Annotated in this window: 12 protein-coding genes and 1 tRNA gene; 6 read left to right on the forward strand and 7 right to left on the reverse strand. The window is 62.6% G+C overall.

All coding sequences use genetic code 11. From position 1 onward, the window contains the following. Nucleotides 1–2 precede the first annotated feature (2 nt). Entirely contained in the window at nucleotides 3–1,184 is a 1,182-nt protein-coding gene (locus X735_RS143850; RefSeq protein ID WP_023812758.1) for a hypothetical protein, read from the forward strand. Between the two features lie 32 nt (nucleotides 1,185–1,216). After that, nucleotides 1,217–1,909: a hypothetical protein gene (locus X735_RS1000000166850; protein WP_128302964.1), complete on the forward strand. Its 693-nt coding sequence runs from the start codon at nucleotides 1,217–1,219 to the stop codon at nucleotides 1,907–1,909. A gap of 611 nt (nucleotides 1,910–2,520) precedes the next feature. Here X735_RS1000000166850 and X735_RS143845 read toward each other — a convergent pair. Further along, nucleotides 2,521–2,597, reverse strand: a tRNA-Pro gene (locus tag X735_RS143845). A 200-nt stretch (nucleotides 2,598–2,797) separates the two neighbouring features. Here X735_RS143845 and X735_RS143840 point away from each other — a divergent pair. Beyond that, entirely contained in the window at nucleotides 2,798–4,318 is a 1,521-nt protein-coding gene (locus tag X735_RS143840; protein ID WP_023812760.1) for a phosphomannomutase/phosphoglucomutase, read from the forward strand. A gap of 11 nt (nucleotides 4,319–4,329) precedes the next feature. Further along, the gene (locus tag X735_RS143835; RefSeq protein ID WP_023812761.1) at nucleotides 4,330–6,570 is read left to right on the forward strand and encodes a mannose-1-phosphate guanylyltransferase/mannose-6-phosphate isomerase; all 2,241 of its coding nucleotides are present in this window, start codon (nucleotides 4,330–4,332) and stop codon (nucleotides 6,568–6,570) included. Nucleotides 6,571–6,579: 9 nt separating this feature from the next. On the opposite strand, the gene betB is transcribed toward X735_RS143835, so the two are convergent. Genes betB through betI form a run of 5 tightly spaced genes read right to left on the reverse strand, consistent with a single transcriptional unit; the run spans nucleotide 6,580 to nucleotide 12,851 of the window. Continuing rightward, a complete protein-coding gene (gene betB / locus X735_RS143830) occupies nucleotides 6,580–8,043 on the reverse strand; it encodes a betaine-aldehyde dehydrogenase (RefSeq protein WP_023812762.1) in 1,464 nt (487 codons plus the stop codon). A gap of 45 nt (nucleotides 8,044–8,088) precedes the next feature. Next, nucleotides 8,089–9,741 (reverse strand): choline dehydrogenase, encoded by a 1,653-nt coding sequence (gene betA / locus X735_RS143825; protein ID WP_023812763.1) that lies wholly within the window; start codon nucleotides 9,739–9,741, stop codon nucleotides 8,089–8,091. Continuing rightward, nucleotides 9,734–10,735, reverse strand: coding sequence for a threonine/serine dehydratase (locus tag X735_RS143820; RefSeq protein ID WP_023812764.1), 1,002 nt, complete (start codon nucleotides 10,733–10,735; stop codon nucleotides 9,734–9,736). The genes betA and X735_RS143820 overlap by 8 nt, the downstream gene beginning before the upstream one ends. Continuing rightward, the gene (betC, locus tag X735_RS143815; protein ID WP_023812765.1) at nucleotides 10,735–12,264 is read right to left on the reverse strand and encodes a choline-sulfatase; all 1,530 of its coding nucleotides are present in this window, start codon (nucleotides 12,262–12,264) and stop codon (nucleotides 10,735–10,737) included. The genes X735_RS143820 and betC overlap by 1 nt, the downstream gene beginning before the upstream one ends. Beyond that, the gene (gene betI / locus X735_RS143810; protein WP_023812766.1) at nucleotides 12,261–12,851 is read right to left on the reverse strand and encodes a transcriptional regulator BetI; all 591 of its coding nucleotides are present in this window, start codon (nucleotides 12,849–12,851) and stop codon (nucleotides 12,261–12,263) included. The genes betC and betI overlap by 4 nt, the downstream gene beginning before the upstream one ends. A 200-nt stretch (nucleotides 12,852–13,051) precedes the next feature. Here betI and X735_RS143805 point away from each other — a divergent pair, with 200 nt between their 5' ends. Together X735_RS143805 and X735_RS143800 are read left to right on the forward strand one after the other, a co-directional pair. Continuing rightward, nucleotides 13,052–14,218 (forward strand): acetyl-CoA acetyltransferase, encoded by a 1,167-nt coding sequence (locus X735_RS143805; protein WP_023812767.1) that lies wholly within the window; start codon nucleotides 13,052–13,054, stop codon nucleotides 14,216–14,218. A gap of 25 nt (nucleotides 14,219–14,243) precedes the next feature. Next, complete coding sequence (locus tag X735_RS143800) at nucleotides 14,244–15,248, forward strand: asparaginase (protein WP_023812768.1); 1,005 nt, start codon at nucleotides 14,244–14,246, stop codon at nucleotides 15,246–15,248. Here the strand turns inward: X735_RS143800 and X735_RS143795 are convergent. Continuing rightward, entirely contained in the window at nucleotides 15,241–16,617 is a 1,377-nt protein-coding gene (locus X735_RS143795) for a TIGR03808 family TAT-translocated repetitive protein (protein WP_023812769.1), read from the reverse strand. The two genes, X735_RS143800 and X735_RS143795, sit on opposite strands and share 8 nt — an antisense overlap. Nucleotides 16,618–16,722 lie beyond the last annotated feature (105 nt).

A 16,722-nucleotide genomic window follows, 5' to 3' on the forward strand; every position in this document is an offset into this window, starting at 1 on the left:
AATTGGACGCGGTCAATCGTGTCGTTGCGCAAGATCTGTTGCTGGGAACGCGGTTCCTGGTCTACCCGCAGGTCCCTCACCTTTCGGGTTACGGAACGCCCGAAACAGTATGGATTTCTACTCCACCCGATCTGATCCGCTCCGGCCCAGAAGATCACCGCATCTACGTTCGCGATCCGCTCCTCGACAAGGAGCCTTACGACTACCCTTATCTGCCACCGTTTGTCGGCGAAATCTTTCCGCCTGCAGAGGCTGGGTTTGACGGCCATTTCGATCAGCTTTCCCTGACCTCGCGGCAGTTCCTTTCTGCGCACGCTTTCGCCTCGGTCAGCCGCGTGCTGGACATCTGGGAAAGCTACCTCGGCAAACCGATCGTCTGGTATTTTGCCGAGACTTACGAGCGGCTCGAAATCATCCCCTTCGTCGACTGGGAGAATGCGCAATCAGGCTATGGCTATCTGGAGCTCGGCCGAGAGCGCGGCATCGACGGAGGCAACTATCCCTATGCGCTCAACTTCGATGTGATCGCACATGAGGTCGGCCACGCAATCTTGTTTTCGCTGTTCGGGACACCAGCCGGCGGCCTGACTCAAGGCGATTTCGGACCGTTCCACGAGGCCAGCTCGGATCTGGTCTCGCTCTTGTCCTTCCTGAATTTCGACAGCGGCATGGACCGGCTGTTGCGGCACTGCGATGGCAACCTGCTTGTTCTCAATGAATTGAACCGGATTGCCGAACTGACCGGCGATCGGCAGATCCGCCTCGCCAGCAACGCACGCCGCATGTCGGAGGTCACGGCGGAAATCCATGACAGGTCACGGCCATTCACGGGGGCTGTGTTCGACACGATCGTCGACGTCTACCACGCGGCACTGGTGCACGAGGGGTTGGCCGACGAGCGGCTGCTGGGGATAGATATCAAGGATGTCGACCAATCCGACATGCAGCGCATCTCGGATTTCACGTCCCGCGCCTTTCGCGCTCGGCCCTTCATGTTCAAGAGCATGCTGATCAGAGCAAGGGACGAGGTGGCTCTCGCACTTGCTCAGGCATGGCCACGCCTCGATGCGGATGACCTGTCGTTCGAAAAGGCCGCGGGGTTGGTGGTGGATGCCAGCGATCGCGTTGCGCCGATGCTCGCGGAAAAATTCGATGAGAACTTTAGCTGGCGGGAGATCTTGTGAACTGAAGGATGCAGCAAAAAGGAGCGAGGAAAATGAGCGACGACTATCACCGACCGACACTAACGTTTCCATCAGGCGCTTACAACGCAACACAGGTCAGGCTCTATGGCTTGGGGGCGGAAATTGGACTCAGCGTGCCCGGTGCGCCAGCACCCTTTGGGGACACGGGCATGTATGTCGAAACCGCGCCCGGGGAACCCATCACCGATGAGCAACGTGTCAACGCACTTGAAGTGTTGGAGAAATATGACAGCAACAAAGGCCGCCAAGATATAATAAATGGAAATCTTCCATTCCCAAAGATACCAATCAGAGTCTCCTTTCATTTCAAGATAGACCTGAAGAATTTTGGCACTGCGGTTCTTTCAACAGTAGGCAGTACCTTCATGCTCGGATCATCTCCAGAGCAGAAAACATCGTGCGGGATAATTGTCGGTTATGCCTATGAGGGACATACCTACGATTTGCCAAAGCCCAAGATAATGATCATCCCGGCGTTTCCGGAGCCCAAGATTCCGGCCGACGATTCGAATTTTGACGCCAAGGAACCTGAAGGCTACGCGGTTTGGCTCGTCGATAAGCTCGACGAATGCGTGGAGTTGGAGATGAACCAAGGCTTCATTGAACAGCTCGTTCTTGACGCCAACATGCCGGGGAAGCGCTCACCAACAATGTACGCTTCCAAGATGACGATGGGCCACCGCAGCGGAAAGCTGAACGACTAGTCTCTCATGTTCCCTGTCAAGGTTGAAGGCAAGAAGGCTCGCCTGCTTGGCAGGTTTGCCATGCAGTCGGATCGGCTGAAGCTGCACAGGGCTGGGCGTTGAACTCAGAGACGACGGTTGATCAGACTCTCATCCGCGGGTTGGATACCGGCCTTCCGTGTCTTCGTCTCGGATCTGTCCTCGATCCAGGGGGCGGGCTTCCGGCGCATCGGCCCGGCCACATAACTGGCCACGGGAGTTCCCCACCTTGGCCCTACCTCCAAGATCGTCGAGGAAATCAACAGCGGTGATTTTTGATATTTTCACGGTTGTACGCCGGCCCAAGTTCCCGGGGGGAAGTAGCGGTATCCGAGCGCAACCAATGTTTGTCGTTGTCACCGCAGGCGTGTCCGGCAAACGGCATTTTAGCAGTCGCACCAGTCAACGAGTGTGTCAGCTTTGCGAGTGCTACCGCCTGAAACCGGACAGGCAGGAAGCGGCCCCATAGCAGTCATCCGACAACTGTCGGTGACTAAACGCTGCTGAGGTGCATGCGCCCGGTTCTTTCCGCTTTTCTGTGGGGAAATCTGTGGGGTATCGGGAGAAACAGACACCTAAGTGTCTGTTTTTTCTGGTCGGAGTGGCAGGATTTGAACCTGCGACCCCCTCGTCCCGAACGAGGTGCGCTACCAGGCTGCGCTACACTCCGTGACCAGACCGCGGGCTTATAGCCGCCACACTTGGTTCCTGCAAGCGGCACGGCGGCACTTCTGTCGCATTTCGTCGGCTTTCGTCGAGCATTGCCCGAAAGGCCCGGATTCCCTTCCGGAATAAACGTGGCTTAAAGCCTTGTGTGCTAAGCCGCAGCCCTCGACAATTCGTAATTTCGGCCATTCGGAGTTTCCAGTCTTGTCCTTCAGCATCGTTGGCGACGCCCGGCCCAACAGTTTCGAATTCGAAACCGAAGCGCTGATCAAGCCATCCGGCTTTCGCGAATATGATGCGCGCTGGTGGTTCGGCCATCCCGGCTCCGCGCAACGACCGGAACTCAATCTGATCGGCGTCCAGGCGCTCGGCATGGGGCTTGGTACGCTGATCCGCCGTCTCGGCGCCGGTCCCGATATCGTCACCGGGCATGATTTCCGCTCCTATTCGCTGTCGATCAAACTGGCCCTGGTGTCCGGTTTGATGGCTGCAGGCGCACGGGTGAGGGACATCGGACTGGCGTTGTCGCCGATGGCGTATTTCGCTCAGTTCGCTTTGGATACGCCCTCGGTCGCCATGGTCACCGCTTCGCACAACGAAAATGGCTGGACCGGCGTCAAGATGGGTGCGGCGCGGCCGCTGACCTTCGGCCCGGAAGAGATGAGCGCGCTGAAAGCAATCGTGCTGTCCGGCGATTTTGACCTTGTCGGCGGCGGCTCCTACGATTTCATCCGCGACTTTCGCGCGACCTATCTCGACGATCTGACCCGCGACAAGCGCATCGCCCGAAAACTGAAAGTGGTCGCAGCCTGCGGCAATGGCACCGCCGGCGCCTTCGCGCCGCAAGCGTTGCAGCGCATCGGCTGCGAGGTCATCGCGCTCGACGTCGAGCTCGACCATACATTTCCGCGCTACAATCCCAATCCCGAGGACATGCGGATGCTGCATGCCATCCGGGACAAGGTGCTGGCATCAGGCGCCGACATCGGCCTTGGCTTCGACGGCGATGGCGACCGCTGCGGTGTCGTGGACAATGAAGGCAATGAAATTTTTGCCGACAAGGTCGGTGTGATGCTGGCAAGGGATATTTCCAGCCAGCATCCCAACTCGACCTTCGTCGTCGACGTCAAATCGACCGGCCTGTTCCATACCGACGCAATGCTGCGCGCCAATGGCGCCGTCACTGACTATTGGAAAACCGGCCATTCCTACATCAAGCGCCGCGTCGCCGAACTCGGTGCTGTCGCCGGTTTCGAAAAGTCGGGTCATTTCTTTTTCAATCCGCCGATCGGGCGCGGATATGACGACGGCCTGGTCACCGCCATCGCCATCTGCCAGATGCTGGATCGCAGCCCGGGCAGTTCGATGGCCGATCTTTATCGCGCGCTGCCGCTGACCTTTGGCACGCCGACCATGTCGCCGCACTGCGCGGACGAGGTGAAGTATGGTGTGGTCGAACGGGTGGTTGCCGACTTTCAGGCCATGAAGCGGGATGGAAGGGTTTTCGCTGGGCAGAAGATCGCAGACCTCATCACCGTCAACGGCGTGCGCGTCGTCGCCGATGACGGCACCTGGGGGCTGGTGCGCGCCTCGTCGAACAAACCGGAACTGGTCGTGGTGGTCGAAAGCCCGGTGTCGTCGCAGCGTCGACGGGAGATGTTCGAGGCTGTCGACGCCGTGCTGCGCCGCAGCTCCGAGGTGGGCGCCTACAACCAGACCTTTTGAATGGTAGTTGAATGACCGAGCGGATCGTCAGTTTTGTCATGAGCGGTGGCGTCGGCTCGCGGCTGTGGCCGCTGTCGCGCGAGGACAACCCCAAGCAGTTCCACGATCTGTCCGGCGACGGCTCGATGCTGGCCAAGACCTTGCGTCGGCTGACCGCCCGGCTGGAAGGCGGAACGCCGATCTTCCTGATCGCCGCGGAGCGCCATGCTGATCGCGTTCACGCCGATCTTGCTGGTCTCGACCTCGCCGGCGGCGGTCCGCTGTTCGAGCCGACCGGGCGCAACACAGCCGCCGCCGTCGCACTGGCGACGCTGCGCACACTGTCTGAATTCGGCGATAGCCTGGTGCTGGTGGTGCCATCGGATCACGAAATATCCACCGCAAGCCAATTCTGGCAGAGCGTAGAAGCCGGCACCGAGGCAGCACGCGAGGGCAGGCTGGTGGTGTTCGGCATCAAGCCGACGCAACCAGAGACCGGCTACGGCTATATCGAGGTCGCGGCCGAAAGCGGCGGCACCTTCGACGTGTCGCGCTTCGTCGAAAAGCCGGATATTGCGACTGCGCAGAGCTATCTCAAGGCCGGAAATTTCTACTGGAACACCGGCATCTTCCTGTTTCGCGCCCGCACCATGCGTGACGCCTTCATAGCGTTGCAGCCGGATATCTGGCAGGCCACCGAAGCAGCCTACAAGGCAGCGACATCGGATCTGTCCGGCCTTTACATGCCGCTGGAACTCTACGCCGCCATTCCGTCGAATTCGATCGACTACGCCATCATGGAGCGGGCAAAAGACATCGCCATGGTGCCGGCCGGCTTCCGCTGGAACGATCTCGGCTCGTGGCAGTCGCTGCTCGATGTCGGCCCCGCCGACGACCGGGGCAATGTCATCATCGGCGATGTCGTCGCTATCGATTGCGAGAATTCCTACATTCGCAGTGACGGCCGCCTGCTGTCGGCGATCGGCATGAAGGACATCGCCATCGTTTCGACATCGGATGCCACCTTCGTTGCCCCGGTCAGCCACAGTCAACACGTCAAGAAGATCGTCGAGCAGCTCGAAAAATCGGGTCGCCTGGAAACCAGGTTCACGCCGGCGCATGACCGCGTCATCGAAAGCGGCGCCTGGCGCCGGCGCGTGCATCACTGGCTGTTTCAGGAGACCTTGCCGCTGTGGTCGACATCGGGGGTCGACGAACGCCATGGCGGCTTTCACGAAGCGCTCGGCCTGGACGCCTCGCCGTTGATGAAGCCCAAGCGCATGCGCACCATGGCAAGACAGGTCTATGCTTTCGCCGTCGCCCGGGCGCGCGGCTGGGACGGCCCGGCCGATCGGTTGATCAGCCACGGCATCGCCTTCATGGCCGGCAAGGGCCGCACCGACAAAGGCGGCTGGGTTCGCACGCTGAATGTCGACGGTTCGGTCGCTGACGCCACCGAGGATGCCTACGATCATTCCTGCGTGCTCCTGGCGCTGGCGCATGCGCATATGTCGGGCAATCCCGACGCCTTGCGCCTCGGCGAGGAAACCTTCGCCTTTCTCGATGCGCATCTCGAAGACAGCCGTATGACCGGCTTCCTTGAGACATCGGACGGCAAAGGCGAGCGCCGCTCCAACCCGCATATGCACCTGCTCGAGGCCTTTCTCGCCTGGCACCAGGCGACCGGCGAGCGCGCCCATCTGCGGCGCGCGGCGCGTATCATCGACCTCTTCCGCAGTCATTTCTTCGATCCGGAAAGCTGGACGCTTGGCGAGTATTTCGATGCCGAATGGAAACCCTCCACCGGCGAGAAAGGGTCATGGACCGAGCCCGGCCACCATTTCGAGTGGGCCTCGCTGCTGGTCGATTTCGCTGGACGCAGCGGCCAGGCCGAGTTGAGCGGATTTGCCAGGAAACTCTACGCCTCGGCTACCGCCAATGGCCTCAACCGCGCCACCGGGCTTGCCTATGGCGCCGTCTCCAGGCAAGGCCTGCCGCTCGACCTGATATCCCGCAGTTGGCCGCAGGCCGAAGCGGTGAAGGCGGCGATCGCGCTGGATGGCTCGGGCGGCCCCGATCTCAAGCCGGAAATCGAAGCGCGCGTCGGCCGGCTGTTTCGCTGGCACATCGACCCGGCGCCGCTCGGCCTGTGGATCGACCGCATCGACGAGCGCGGCCGCTCGCTGGCATCGGACGTGCCGGCCAGCATCTTCTATCATCTGGTGTGTGCGCTGACCCAGTATCTGGACAGCACGGCCGACCCGAAGGCGTAGAAGGCTGGATCAGTACGGGCTCGCCACGTCGCCGGTCTCGACATAGATCGACTTCAGCTGCGAATAGAGTGCCAGCGCCGCCAGTGAATTCTCACGTCCGATGCCTGACTGTTTGAAGCCGCCGAACGGGATTTCCACCGGCGTCAGATTGTAGGCGTTGATCCAGCAGGTGCCGGCCTGCAACTCGGCGATGACGCGGTGGGCGCGCGGCAGGTCGCGCGTGAAGACGCCGGCAGCGAGGCCGAACTCGGTGTCGTTGGCGCGGTCGATCACCTCGTCCTCGCCATCGAATTTCAGCACGCTCATCACTGGTCCGAAAATTTCTTCACGGGCGATGCGCATGCCATCGGTGACGCCGGTGAACACCGTCGGCTCGACGAAGAAACCGCCCTGAAAACCTTGCAACGAAGGCACGTTGCCGCCGCAGGCGAGAACAGCTCCGTCCTGCTTGCCGATTTCGATATAGCCGACCACCTTGTCGTGCTGCGCCCTGGAGACCAACGGGCCCATCTGGGTTTCGGGGTCGAGCGGGTCGCCGATGCGGATTTTTTTGGTCCGCTCGACAAGGCGTTCGACGAAGCGGTCGTGAATGCCGTTTTGCACGAAGACCCGCGTGCCGTTGGAGCAGATCTGGCCGGTCGAATAGAAATTGCCGAGCATGGCGCCGCCAATGGCGTTCTCGATGTCGGCATCGTCGAACACGATCAGCGGCGACTTGCCGCCGAGCTCCATCGTCGCGTGCTTCATTTTTGAGCCGGCCAGCGACAGCACCTTGCGGCCGGTCAGCACCGAACCGGTCACCGACACCTTGGCGACGACATCGTGGCCGACAAGCCCGGCGCCGACATCGCCATAGCCCTGCACGACGTTGAACAAGCCGTCGGGCAGCCCGGCCTCGCTGTAGATCTCCGCCAGTGCGAGTGCTGAAAGCGGCGTGTTTTCCGATGGCTTGAACACCATGGCATTGCCCATGGCGAGTGCCGGTGCCGATTTCCAGCCGGCGATCTGGATCGGATAGTTCCAGGCGCCGATGCCGACACAGACGCCGAGCGCTTCGCGCCTTGTGTAGGCGAAGGGTCCGCCGAGATCGACCGACTCGCCATTGTAGGCGGCGACGGCGCCGCCGAAATATTCAAGGCAGTCCGCGGCGGAAGGCGCGTCCGCCACCAGCGTTTCCTGGATCGCCTTGCCGGTGTCCAACGTCTCGATGCGGGCGAGGTCGGCATTTCGGGCGCGCAATATGTCGGCGGCGCGGCGCAGGATGCGCCCGCGCTCGACCGGTTTCAGCCGCGCCCAAGCGGGCTGCGCCGCCCGCGCTGCCTCGACGGCGAGCTCCAGCACGTTCGGCGTCGCCGAACGTAGCATGGCGATGGTCTCACCGGTTGCCGGATAGATGACCGGCAGCGGCGCGCCGCCTTCGTCCTCGATGTAGCGTCCATTGACATAGTGCGATGCCGTGGGCTGGGCGCGCATGGTTTTCTCCAGATGTATTCGCTACCAAGTCCGTTCGACAATGCCCTATCGATCCGCGACCTGCCAGCGCGGATTGATCCATGGTTCCTGGTTGGACGGCGCCAGCGGCGTGCGGCCAAGGATGTGGTCGGAAGCCTTTTCGCCGGTCATGATCGAGGGCCCATTGAGATTGCCGTTGGTGACGCGCGGGAAGATCGAGGAATCGGCGACCCGCAATCCTTCGACGCCGATGACCCGGCACTCCGGATCGACGACACTCATCATGTCGTCGGCGCGGCCCATCTTGCAGGTGCCGCAAGGATGGTAGGCGCTCTCTGCGTGATCCCTGATGAAGATGTCGAGATCGTCGTCCGACTGCACGTGGCTGCCAGGCGATATTTCCTTGCCCCGATAGGGGTCGAACGCCGACTGGCCGAAGATCTCGCGCGTCAGCCGGATGCAGTGGCGGAACTCCGCCCAGTCGTCAGGATGCGACATGTAGTTGAAGTGGATCACCGGCTTCAATTTCGGGTCCGGCGAGCGCAGCGTCACCGAGCCGCGCGACTTCGAGCGCATCGGCCCGACATGCGCCTGGAAGCCGTGCGACTTGGCCGCCGCCTTGCCGTCATAACGGACAGCCGCAGGGATGAAATGGTACTGGATATCGGGGTAGTCGACGCCGGCGCGCGAGCGCACGAAGGCCGCCGCTTCGAAATGGTTGGTGGCGCCAAGCCCGGTCTTGAGGAACAGCCACTGCGCGCCGATGAGCGCTTTCGAGAACGGATTCAGCACCGAATTGAGCGTGATCGGCAGCAATGATTCCTGCTGGATGTAGAGCTCCATATGGTCCTGCAAATTGCGGCCGACGCCGGGTCTGTCGGCCACCACGGCAATGCCGTTTTCGCGCAAATGCTCGGCCGGGCCGATGCCGGACAGCATCAGGATCTTGGGCGAGTTGATCGATGATGCGGCAACGATCACCTCACGTCGCGCCTTAACGACCTGAATCTGTTTGTTAGCTTCGATCTCGACACCGACGGCGCGTTGATTCTCGATGATCACCCGGCGGGCGAAACCCTTGAGCAGGCTAACGTTCTTGCGTTTGAGAGCTGGCTTCAGATAGGCGGATGCCGCCGACCAGCGGCGGCCGCCGCTTATGGTCTGCTCCATCGGCCCAAAACCTTCCTGCTTGGAGCCGTTATAGTCGTCGGTCAGCTCGAACCCGGCCTGGCGACCGGCCTCGACGAAGGCGCCGTAGAGCGGATTTTTACGCGAGCCGCGCTGCACATGCAGCGGCCCGCCGTGACCGCGCCAGCCATCCTCGCCGCCATCCGAGTCCTCCATGCGCTTGAAATAGGGGAGCACGTCGGCGAAGCTCCAGCCGGCCGCACCCTCTTCGGCCCAATGGTCGAAGTCGCGGGCATGGCCGCGCACATAGACCATGCCGTTGATCGAAGACGAGCCGCCGATGACCTTGCCGCGCGGCGTCGCCAGCACGCGGCCGCCGAGATGCGGCTCCGGCTCGCTGGCAAAGCCCCAGTCGTAGAGGCTCATGTTGAGCGGGATCGACAGTGCCGACGGCATCTGGATCAGCGGCCCGATATCGGTCCCGCCGAATTCGATGACGATGACCGAATGCTTGCCGTCCTCCGACAGGCGATAGGCCATGGCCGAGCCGGACGAGCCGGAGCCGATGATGACGAAATCTGCTTCAAGCATGGTTCGTATGTGCCATAAAGTCGGCGAGCGAGACATTGCCGCCGGTAGCCACAACAAGGACGATCTTGTCCTTCACATCCACCTTGCCGCCGAGCAGTGCGGCGAGTGACGCCGCCCCCGACGGTTCGAGCACCAGCTTCATGCGTTCGAAGGCGATCCGCATCGCCCGGCGGACAGACGCGTCGTCGACGGTGATGCCGCGAACACCCGCGGTCTTGACCGCGGCAAACGGCGCGTCGCCTGGCCGTCGCGACATCAGTCCGTCGCAGATCGATTTCGGCCCGATTGGCATCGTCTCGATGGCGCCATGCGCCAGCGACGAGCCCATGCCGTTGAAACCTTCCGGTTCGACGCCGATGATCTCAGTGGCGGGCGACAGATAGTGGAAGGCGAGCGAAACGCCGCCGATCAACCCGCCGCCACCGACCGAACAGAACAAAAGACCAGCGCTGGCACCTTTGGCTTCGAGTTGGTCGAGCGCTTCGAGGCCGGCGCCCGCCTGGCCGGCGACGATTTCCGGATCGTCGAACGGATGCAGCAGGGCCAAGCCTTCGGTCTCGGCGATCTCGCGTGCCTTGGCGGCCGCGACTTCCTCGCGCGCGCGCTCGCCATGGTCGGTCAGCACGACGCGGGCGCCATAGCCCTCCGTGGCGTCACGCTTGGCGGCCGGTGCGTCGATCGGCATGACGATGGTGACGGGAATGCCGAGCGCCTGGCCGGCGGCCGCCAGCCCTTGAGCGAAATTGCCGGAGGAGTAGGCGACGACGCCTTTCCTGGCCTCGTCGGGCGAAAGCTGTTTCAGCCGCCAATAGGCGCCGCGCACCTTGAATGAGCCGGCCCATTGCAGCGATTCCGGCTTGATGAAGACGCGGGCCGCCCCCGTCTCTCGGGCCAGTGCCGCCGATTCCAGCAGCGGCGTGATCTGTGTCGCCCTGGATGTAACGGCATAGGCCTGCTTGAGGTGGTCGAGGGAGGGAACGAGAAGGTCTGACATCATTCGCCTCGCGGATACCTTTTGCTCTCTTCGAGATTGTCGAGGTTCATGTGATTGCGCATGTAGCGCTCGGACGCTTTTTGCAGGGGCTGGAAATCCCAGGGGTAATAGGCGCCGTTGCGCAGCGCCGGATAGACGACCCAGCGGCGCGCCTGGCTTTCGCGGACAGCGGCGTCGAAGCCGGCCATGTCCCAGCGCGCCTGGACCTTGTCCATGAATGCCGCCACCAAGGCCACATTGGCCGGGTCCTCGGCCAGATTGTCTCGCTCGAGCGGATCGGCTTCGAGATCGAACAGTTGCGGCAGATCGAGTTCGCAGTGGACGAATTTGTATCTGCCGTCGCGGAGCGCCACCAAAGGCGCATTGGACCCTTCGGCCGCATACTCCATCAACACCGGCGCGGTGCGCTCAATGCCCTCGGTGAGCGGCAGCAGCGACTGGCCGTCCGTCCATGGTGCGATCGCAGCGATGTCGATGCCGGCGAGGTCGCAAAGCGTCGGCGCCACGTCGAGATTGGAAACCGGCGCCTCGATCAGCCCGGCTGGCACGCCCTTGCCGGCAATCATCAGCGGCACCCGCGCCGAGCCCTCGAAGAAGCTCATCTTGAACCACAGGCCGCGCTCGCCGAGCATGTCGCCGTGGTCCGAGCAGAACAGGATGATTGTGTCGTCGGCCATGCGGGTGCGCTCGAGAACATCCAGGATCTCGCCCAGCTTGTCGTCGACATAGGAGATGTTGGCGAAATAGCCCTGCCGCGAACGACGCACCTGTTCCGGCGTGATCTCGAAAGAAGGATAGTCGCTGGCGTGGTACAGCCGCTGCGAATGCGCATCCTGCTCGTCATGCGCGATGAACCCGGTTTCCGGATCCAGCGCCTGGCAATACTCATAGAGATCCCAATATTGCTTGCGCGCGACATAGGGATCGTGCGGGTGCGACAGCGAGACGGTGAGGCACCAGGGCCGATGGCTCGCATCGTCCTGTTCGCGCGAAAGCTGATAGAGCTTCTGTGTGGCCAGGAACACGACCTCGTCGTCATACTCCATCTGGTTGGTGATCTCGGCAACGCCGGCGCCGGTCACCGAGCCCAGATTGTGATACCACCAGTCGATACGCTCGCCGGGCTTGCGGTAGTCCGGCGTCCAGCCGAAATCGGCAGGGTAGATGTCGGTCGTCAGCCGCTCCTCGAAACCGTGCAACTGGTCCGGCCCGACGAAATGCATTTTGCCCGACAGGCAGGTGTAGTAGCCGGCAGAGCGCAGATGATGGGCGAAGGTCGGGATCGATGAGGCGAATTCGGCGGCATTGTCATAGACGCCGGTGCGCGACGGCAATTGCCCGCTCATGAACGAGGCACGGCCCGGCGCGCAGAGCGGCGACGCCGTGTAGTTGTTGGCAAAGCGCGCCGAACGTGCGGCCAACGCCCTCAGGTGCGGTACGTGCAGAAACTCCGCCGGCCCGTCCGGAAACAGGGTTCCGTTGAGCTGATCGACCATGACGATCAGGAAATTGGATCGCTTAATTGTCACTGTTTGCGCCGCTCGCCAAGTTTGGTTTCGAGATAGTCCTCGACCAGCGCGATCGCGGTCGCGGCATCAGGCACGCCGTCCTTCAGCGCCCGCCTGATGTAGAGCCCGTCGATCATCGCCGCTGTCGCTTCGGCGGCGCGGTCGGCTTCGGCTCTGGGCAAGATGCCGACAAGCCCGCTCATCAGGTTCGAATGCAGTCGCCGCGCATAGACCCTGAGCAGTCGGCGCAACGCCGATGATTTCTGCGCCTCGACATAGAAGGCGAGCCAGGCGGCGATGGTTTCCGGCTGGAACTGGATGTCGGAGAAATTGACGGCGACCACCGCCGAGACGCGCTCGCGCGCGGTGTTGGCCGAACCAAGGGCGCGCAACGTGTCGGCGGTCAGTTCGGCCAGGATGTGGCGCATCGTTGCCAGCAGCAGCTCGTCCTTGGCGCCGAAATAGTGATGGGCAAGGGCCGACGAAACCCCTGCGCGCCCGGCGATTTCGGACATGGTCACGTCGAGCGAGCCGCGCTCGCCGATCGCCGAGATCGTCGCGTCGATAAGCGCCTTGCGGCGCAGCGGTTCCATTCCGATTTTCGGCATCTTGCAATGATCCCTTTCGAGAAGGATTATTTTTTATTGACGGGTCAATCAACAAAAAAATCAGCACTGGCGTCGCCTGTACCAAGCGATTGTCTGGTTCCAGCCCTTCACGAGGCGAGCAGGATTGTTTAGATTTGAACAATAGAGGCGAAATGCGCCGTGGCCCACATGCTAGGCTGGCGCCAAGGATGGAGACCGCCATGACCGCATGCATCGTTGGCTGGGCGCATTCGCGCTTCGGCAAGCTTGAGGGCGAAACGCTCGAAAACCTCATCGTCAAGGTCGCTACGGACGCGCTCGACCATGCCGGCATTGGTCCGGACGAGGTCGACGAGATCGTGCTCGGCCACTTCAATGCCGGCTTTTCGGCGCAGGATTTCACCGCCAGCCTGGTGCTTCAGGCCGACGACCGGCTGCGCTTCAAGCCGGCGACGCGCGTCGAAAACGCTTGCGCCACCGGATCGGCGGCGGTCCGCCAGGGCATCCGTGCCATCGACGCCAATGCCGCTCGCATCGTGCTGGTGGTCGGCGCGGAGCAGATGACGACAACGCCGGGGCCGGAGATCGGCAAAAACCTGCTCAAGGCGTCCTATCTGCCCGAGGACGGCGAGACACCGGCGGGTTTCGCTGGCGTCTTCGGCAAGGTCGCGCAGGCCTATTTTCAGCGCTACGGCGACCAGTCGGATGCGCTGGCCATGATTGCCGCCAAGAACCACAAGAACGGCGTCGACAATCCCTATGCGCAGATGCGCAAGGATTTCGGCTATGAGTTCTGCCGCCAGGAGAGCGAGAAGAACCCCTTCGTCGCCGGTCCTCTGAAGCGCACCGACTGCTCGCTGGTCTCCGACGGCGCCGCCGCCCTTATCCTTGCCGACACCGCCACGGCGCTGAAGATGCGCCGTGCCGTTGCCTTCCGCGCCAACGAGCATGTGCAGGATTTCCTGCCGATGTCGAAGCGCGACATCCTGACCTTCGAAGGCTGCGAACAGGCCTGGACCCGGGCGTTGAAATCGGCCGGCGTGACGCTCGACGATCTGTCCTTCGTCGAAACGCATGACTGCTTCACCATTGCCGAACTGATCGAGTACGAGGCGATGGGCCTTGCCAAGCCGGGAGAGGGGGCCAAGCTGGCGCTGGACGGCACAACGGCTAGGGATGGTCGCCTGCCGGTCAATCCCTCCGGCGGGTTGAAGGCCAAGGGCCATCCGATTGGCGCCACGGGCGTGTCGATGCATGTCTTGACCGCCATGCAGCTTGTCGGTGAAGCCGGCGGCATCCAGGTGCCGGGCGCAAAACTTGGCGGCATCTTCAACATGGGCGGTGCGGCGGTGGCCAACTACGTTTCCATTCTCGACCGGATCAGATAAACCGCCCGCATTTACGGGAGGGTTCATGACAAATCCGGTTCTGATCGAAGTGTTGCGCGGCGCGATCGTCGAGAGCGCGCATCGCGGCTCAGTCGCGGTCTTCGATGGCGACGGCAAGCCCGTCTGGGAGATCGGCGACACGGCCAAGCCGGTGTTTCCGCGCTCCGCCGTCAAAGCGATCCAGGCACTGCCATTGGTCGAAAGCGGGGCGGCGGATGCCTATGGCTTCGGCAACCGCGAACTGGCGCTCGCCTGCGCCTCCCACTCGGGCGAGCCGGCCCATGTCGACCTTGCGCGATCCATGCTGGCCAAGGCCGGGCTGGACGGATCGGCGCTCGAATGCGGCACGCATTGGCCGTCCAATCATGACGCCGAGATTGCGCTCGCCCGCGCCGGCGGCTCGCCGAACGCATTGCACAACAATTGTTCCGGCAAGCATTCCGGCTTCCTCTGCACCTGCGTCCACGCCGGCATTGCGCATCGCGGCTATGTCAAGCCGGGACATGGCCTGCAGGAGATGGTGCGCGACGCCATGCAATCGGTGACGGGCGCTGTCCATGGTGAGGACCAGCGAGCCATTGATGGCTGTTCGATCCCAACCTATGCGGTGCCGCTCAGGAGCTTCGCGCTCGGCTTTGCCCGCATGGCCACGACATCAGGTTTTGGCCCAGAGCGAGCCAAGGCTGCAAAGCGGCTGCTTTTCGCCTGCATGGCCGAGCCCTTCTTCGTTGCCGGCAGCGGCCGCGAAGACGTCGCGCTGATGCAGGCCGCACCAGGGCGGATTTTCACCAAAGGCGGCGCCGAGGGCGTCCATTGTGCCGCAATTCCGGAGCTCGGTCTCGGCATCGCGCTCAAATGCGACGATGGCGCCGGCCGCGCCGGCGAAGCCATGGCTGCCGCCGTCCTTGCCAAACTGTTGCGCGCCGACGAGGCCTTGGCGTTCAAGCTGAGCGAATTGGCAAACACGCCCATCGAAAACCGCAACGGTGCCAAGGTCGGGGCGCTGAGGCCGACAGCGGCCCTCAACTGACGTGATTGCGCTCGACGGTCAGATGCGCATAGCCGCTATCGTTTGACGAGGCGAGATCGCCTGTCGCCGGCTCGGCCCAGCGCTGCCCGACAACCGCTCCGTTCAGGGCGCCGTCGATGACATTGTCTGAAATGATGGCCGTACCGGCGCCCTCGACCACGGATACGACGATGCCGGTTCCGGCCTTGCGGATGATGTTGCCGGTGGCGACGACATTGCGCAGGTACGGGCCCCAGCCGATCTGCATGCCATAGAGCGGCGTGTTCTCGATGACGTTGTTGGAAACGGTTGTGTCGGCTTCGACGCCGATGCCAACGCCAAACCCTGGCGCGTCGGCAGGGTAGGGGCCGCTGGTCGACAGATTGCGCACAATGTTGCCCGAGCAGACGCCCATGCGGCCGCCTTCGTTGAAATTGACGATCGAGATGCCGTTGGCGGCACCGTCGACGATGTTGTTGCTGATGATGGCGCCTTCGAACGAGAATTCGGAATAGACCGCCGTTTCGCCCGAGCGCGAGCAGGTGTTGCCCGATATCTGCAGGTTGCTGGCGCTGTTGGCCCGGATCGCCGAGAAGGCGCAGTCCGAGACGATGTTGCCCGAGATGACGACATTGCCGGCGCGAAAGGCATTGATGCCGTTGCCGTTCTGCCCGGTTCCGCCTCCGCGTGCCTGGATCCGTTGGACGCGGTTGCCGGTGACCATGGTGCCGTCTTCCGCCGCCTGCCAGCGGTGCACGAGGATGCCGCCATTGGCGCAATCGGAGACGGTGTTGCCCGTGATAGACAGCCCGCCAGCCTCGACCGAGTAAATGCCGGCATCGGCGGCGCCCGATATCTCGCTGCGCTCGACCCGGCCGATCGCGTGTTCCAGCGCCAGCCCGTTCTTGCCGCTGCCGGTGATCTGGCAATTGTCGATGGCGAGGTGCGCGATGCGGCGCAGATCGAGCAGCCCTTGCGTGTAATCGCCCATCGTGCGGTTCGAACCATCGAAGACCAGACCGCTGAGTTCGATATTGTCGGCCTGTTCGGCCATGAACAGGTGGCCGTCACCGCCGTAAACGATGCGCGTCGCGCCCGGCACGCCGGAAAGCCGCACGCGGCCGGGCAGCGAAAGATTGGAGACGACATAGGTGCCGGGCGGCAGGAATATCGGCATGTCGCGGCTGTTTGCGTCACGCAGGAGTTTGGCGAAGGCCTTGCTCTGATCGTCTGATGTGCCGGGCTGCACGCCGAGGTCGGTGGCATTGATCGAGCCGCGGATCGAGGCTTTCTCGATGCCAGTCAGGTTTGCGGCCACCGCCTTGCCAAGCGCAAGCCCCATGACGGCAAAGCCGGCGGTCCCGGTCAGCAGCGTTCGTCTGTTCAACATCGGCACAGAATCCCAGCGTTCAAGCCTGCTTATCGCAGGAATCGTGCCAGCCGTTCTGTCTCTCCTGCCGAGCGCGCGACAATGGCTTGTCGAGCAGCTTCTGCG

This window comes from Mesorhizobium sp. L2C084A000, from assembly GCF_000502875.1.
Lineage (GTDB): Bacteria > Pseudomonadota > Alphaproteobacteria > Rhizobiales > Rhizobiaceae > Mesorhizobium.

Coding starts and splice junctions, on each gene's coding strand:
- betA (WP_023812763.1), bottom strand. CDS start 9,741: ATGCTTGAAGCAGATTTCGTCATCATCGGCTCCGGCTCGTCCGGCTCG.
- X735_RS143820 (WP_023812764.1), bottom strand. CDS start 10,735: ATGTCAGACCTTCTCGTTCCCTCCCTCGACCACCTCAAGCAGGCCTAT.
- betB (WP_023812762.1), bottom strand. CDS start 8,043: ATGCGCGCCCAGCCCACGGCATCGCACTATGTCAATGGACGCTACATC.
- X735_RS143800 (WP_023812768.1), top strand. CDS start 14,244: ATGACAAATCCGGTTCTGATCGAAGTGTTGCGCGGCGCGATCGTCGAG.
- X735_RS143805 (WP_023812767.1), top strand. CDS start 13,052: ATGACCGCATGCATCGTTGGCTGGGCGCATTCGCGCTTCGGCAAGCTT.
- X735_RS1000000166850 (WP_128302964.1), top strand. CDS start 1,217: ATGAGCGACGACTATCACCGACCGACACTAACGTTTCCATCAGGCGCT.
- X735_RS143795 (WP_023812769.1), bottom strand. CDS start 16,617: ATGTTGAACAGACGAACGCTGCTGACCGGGACCGCCGGCTTTGCCGTC.
- X735_RS143835 (WP_023812761.1), top strand. CDS start 4,330: ATGACCGAGCGGATCGTCAGTTTTGTCATGAGCGGTGGCGTCGGCTCG.
- betI (WP_023812766.1), bottom strand. CDS start 12,851: ATGCCGAAAATCGGAATGGAACCGCTGCGCCGCAAGGCGCTTATCGAC.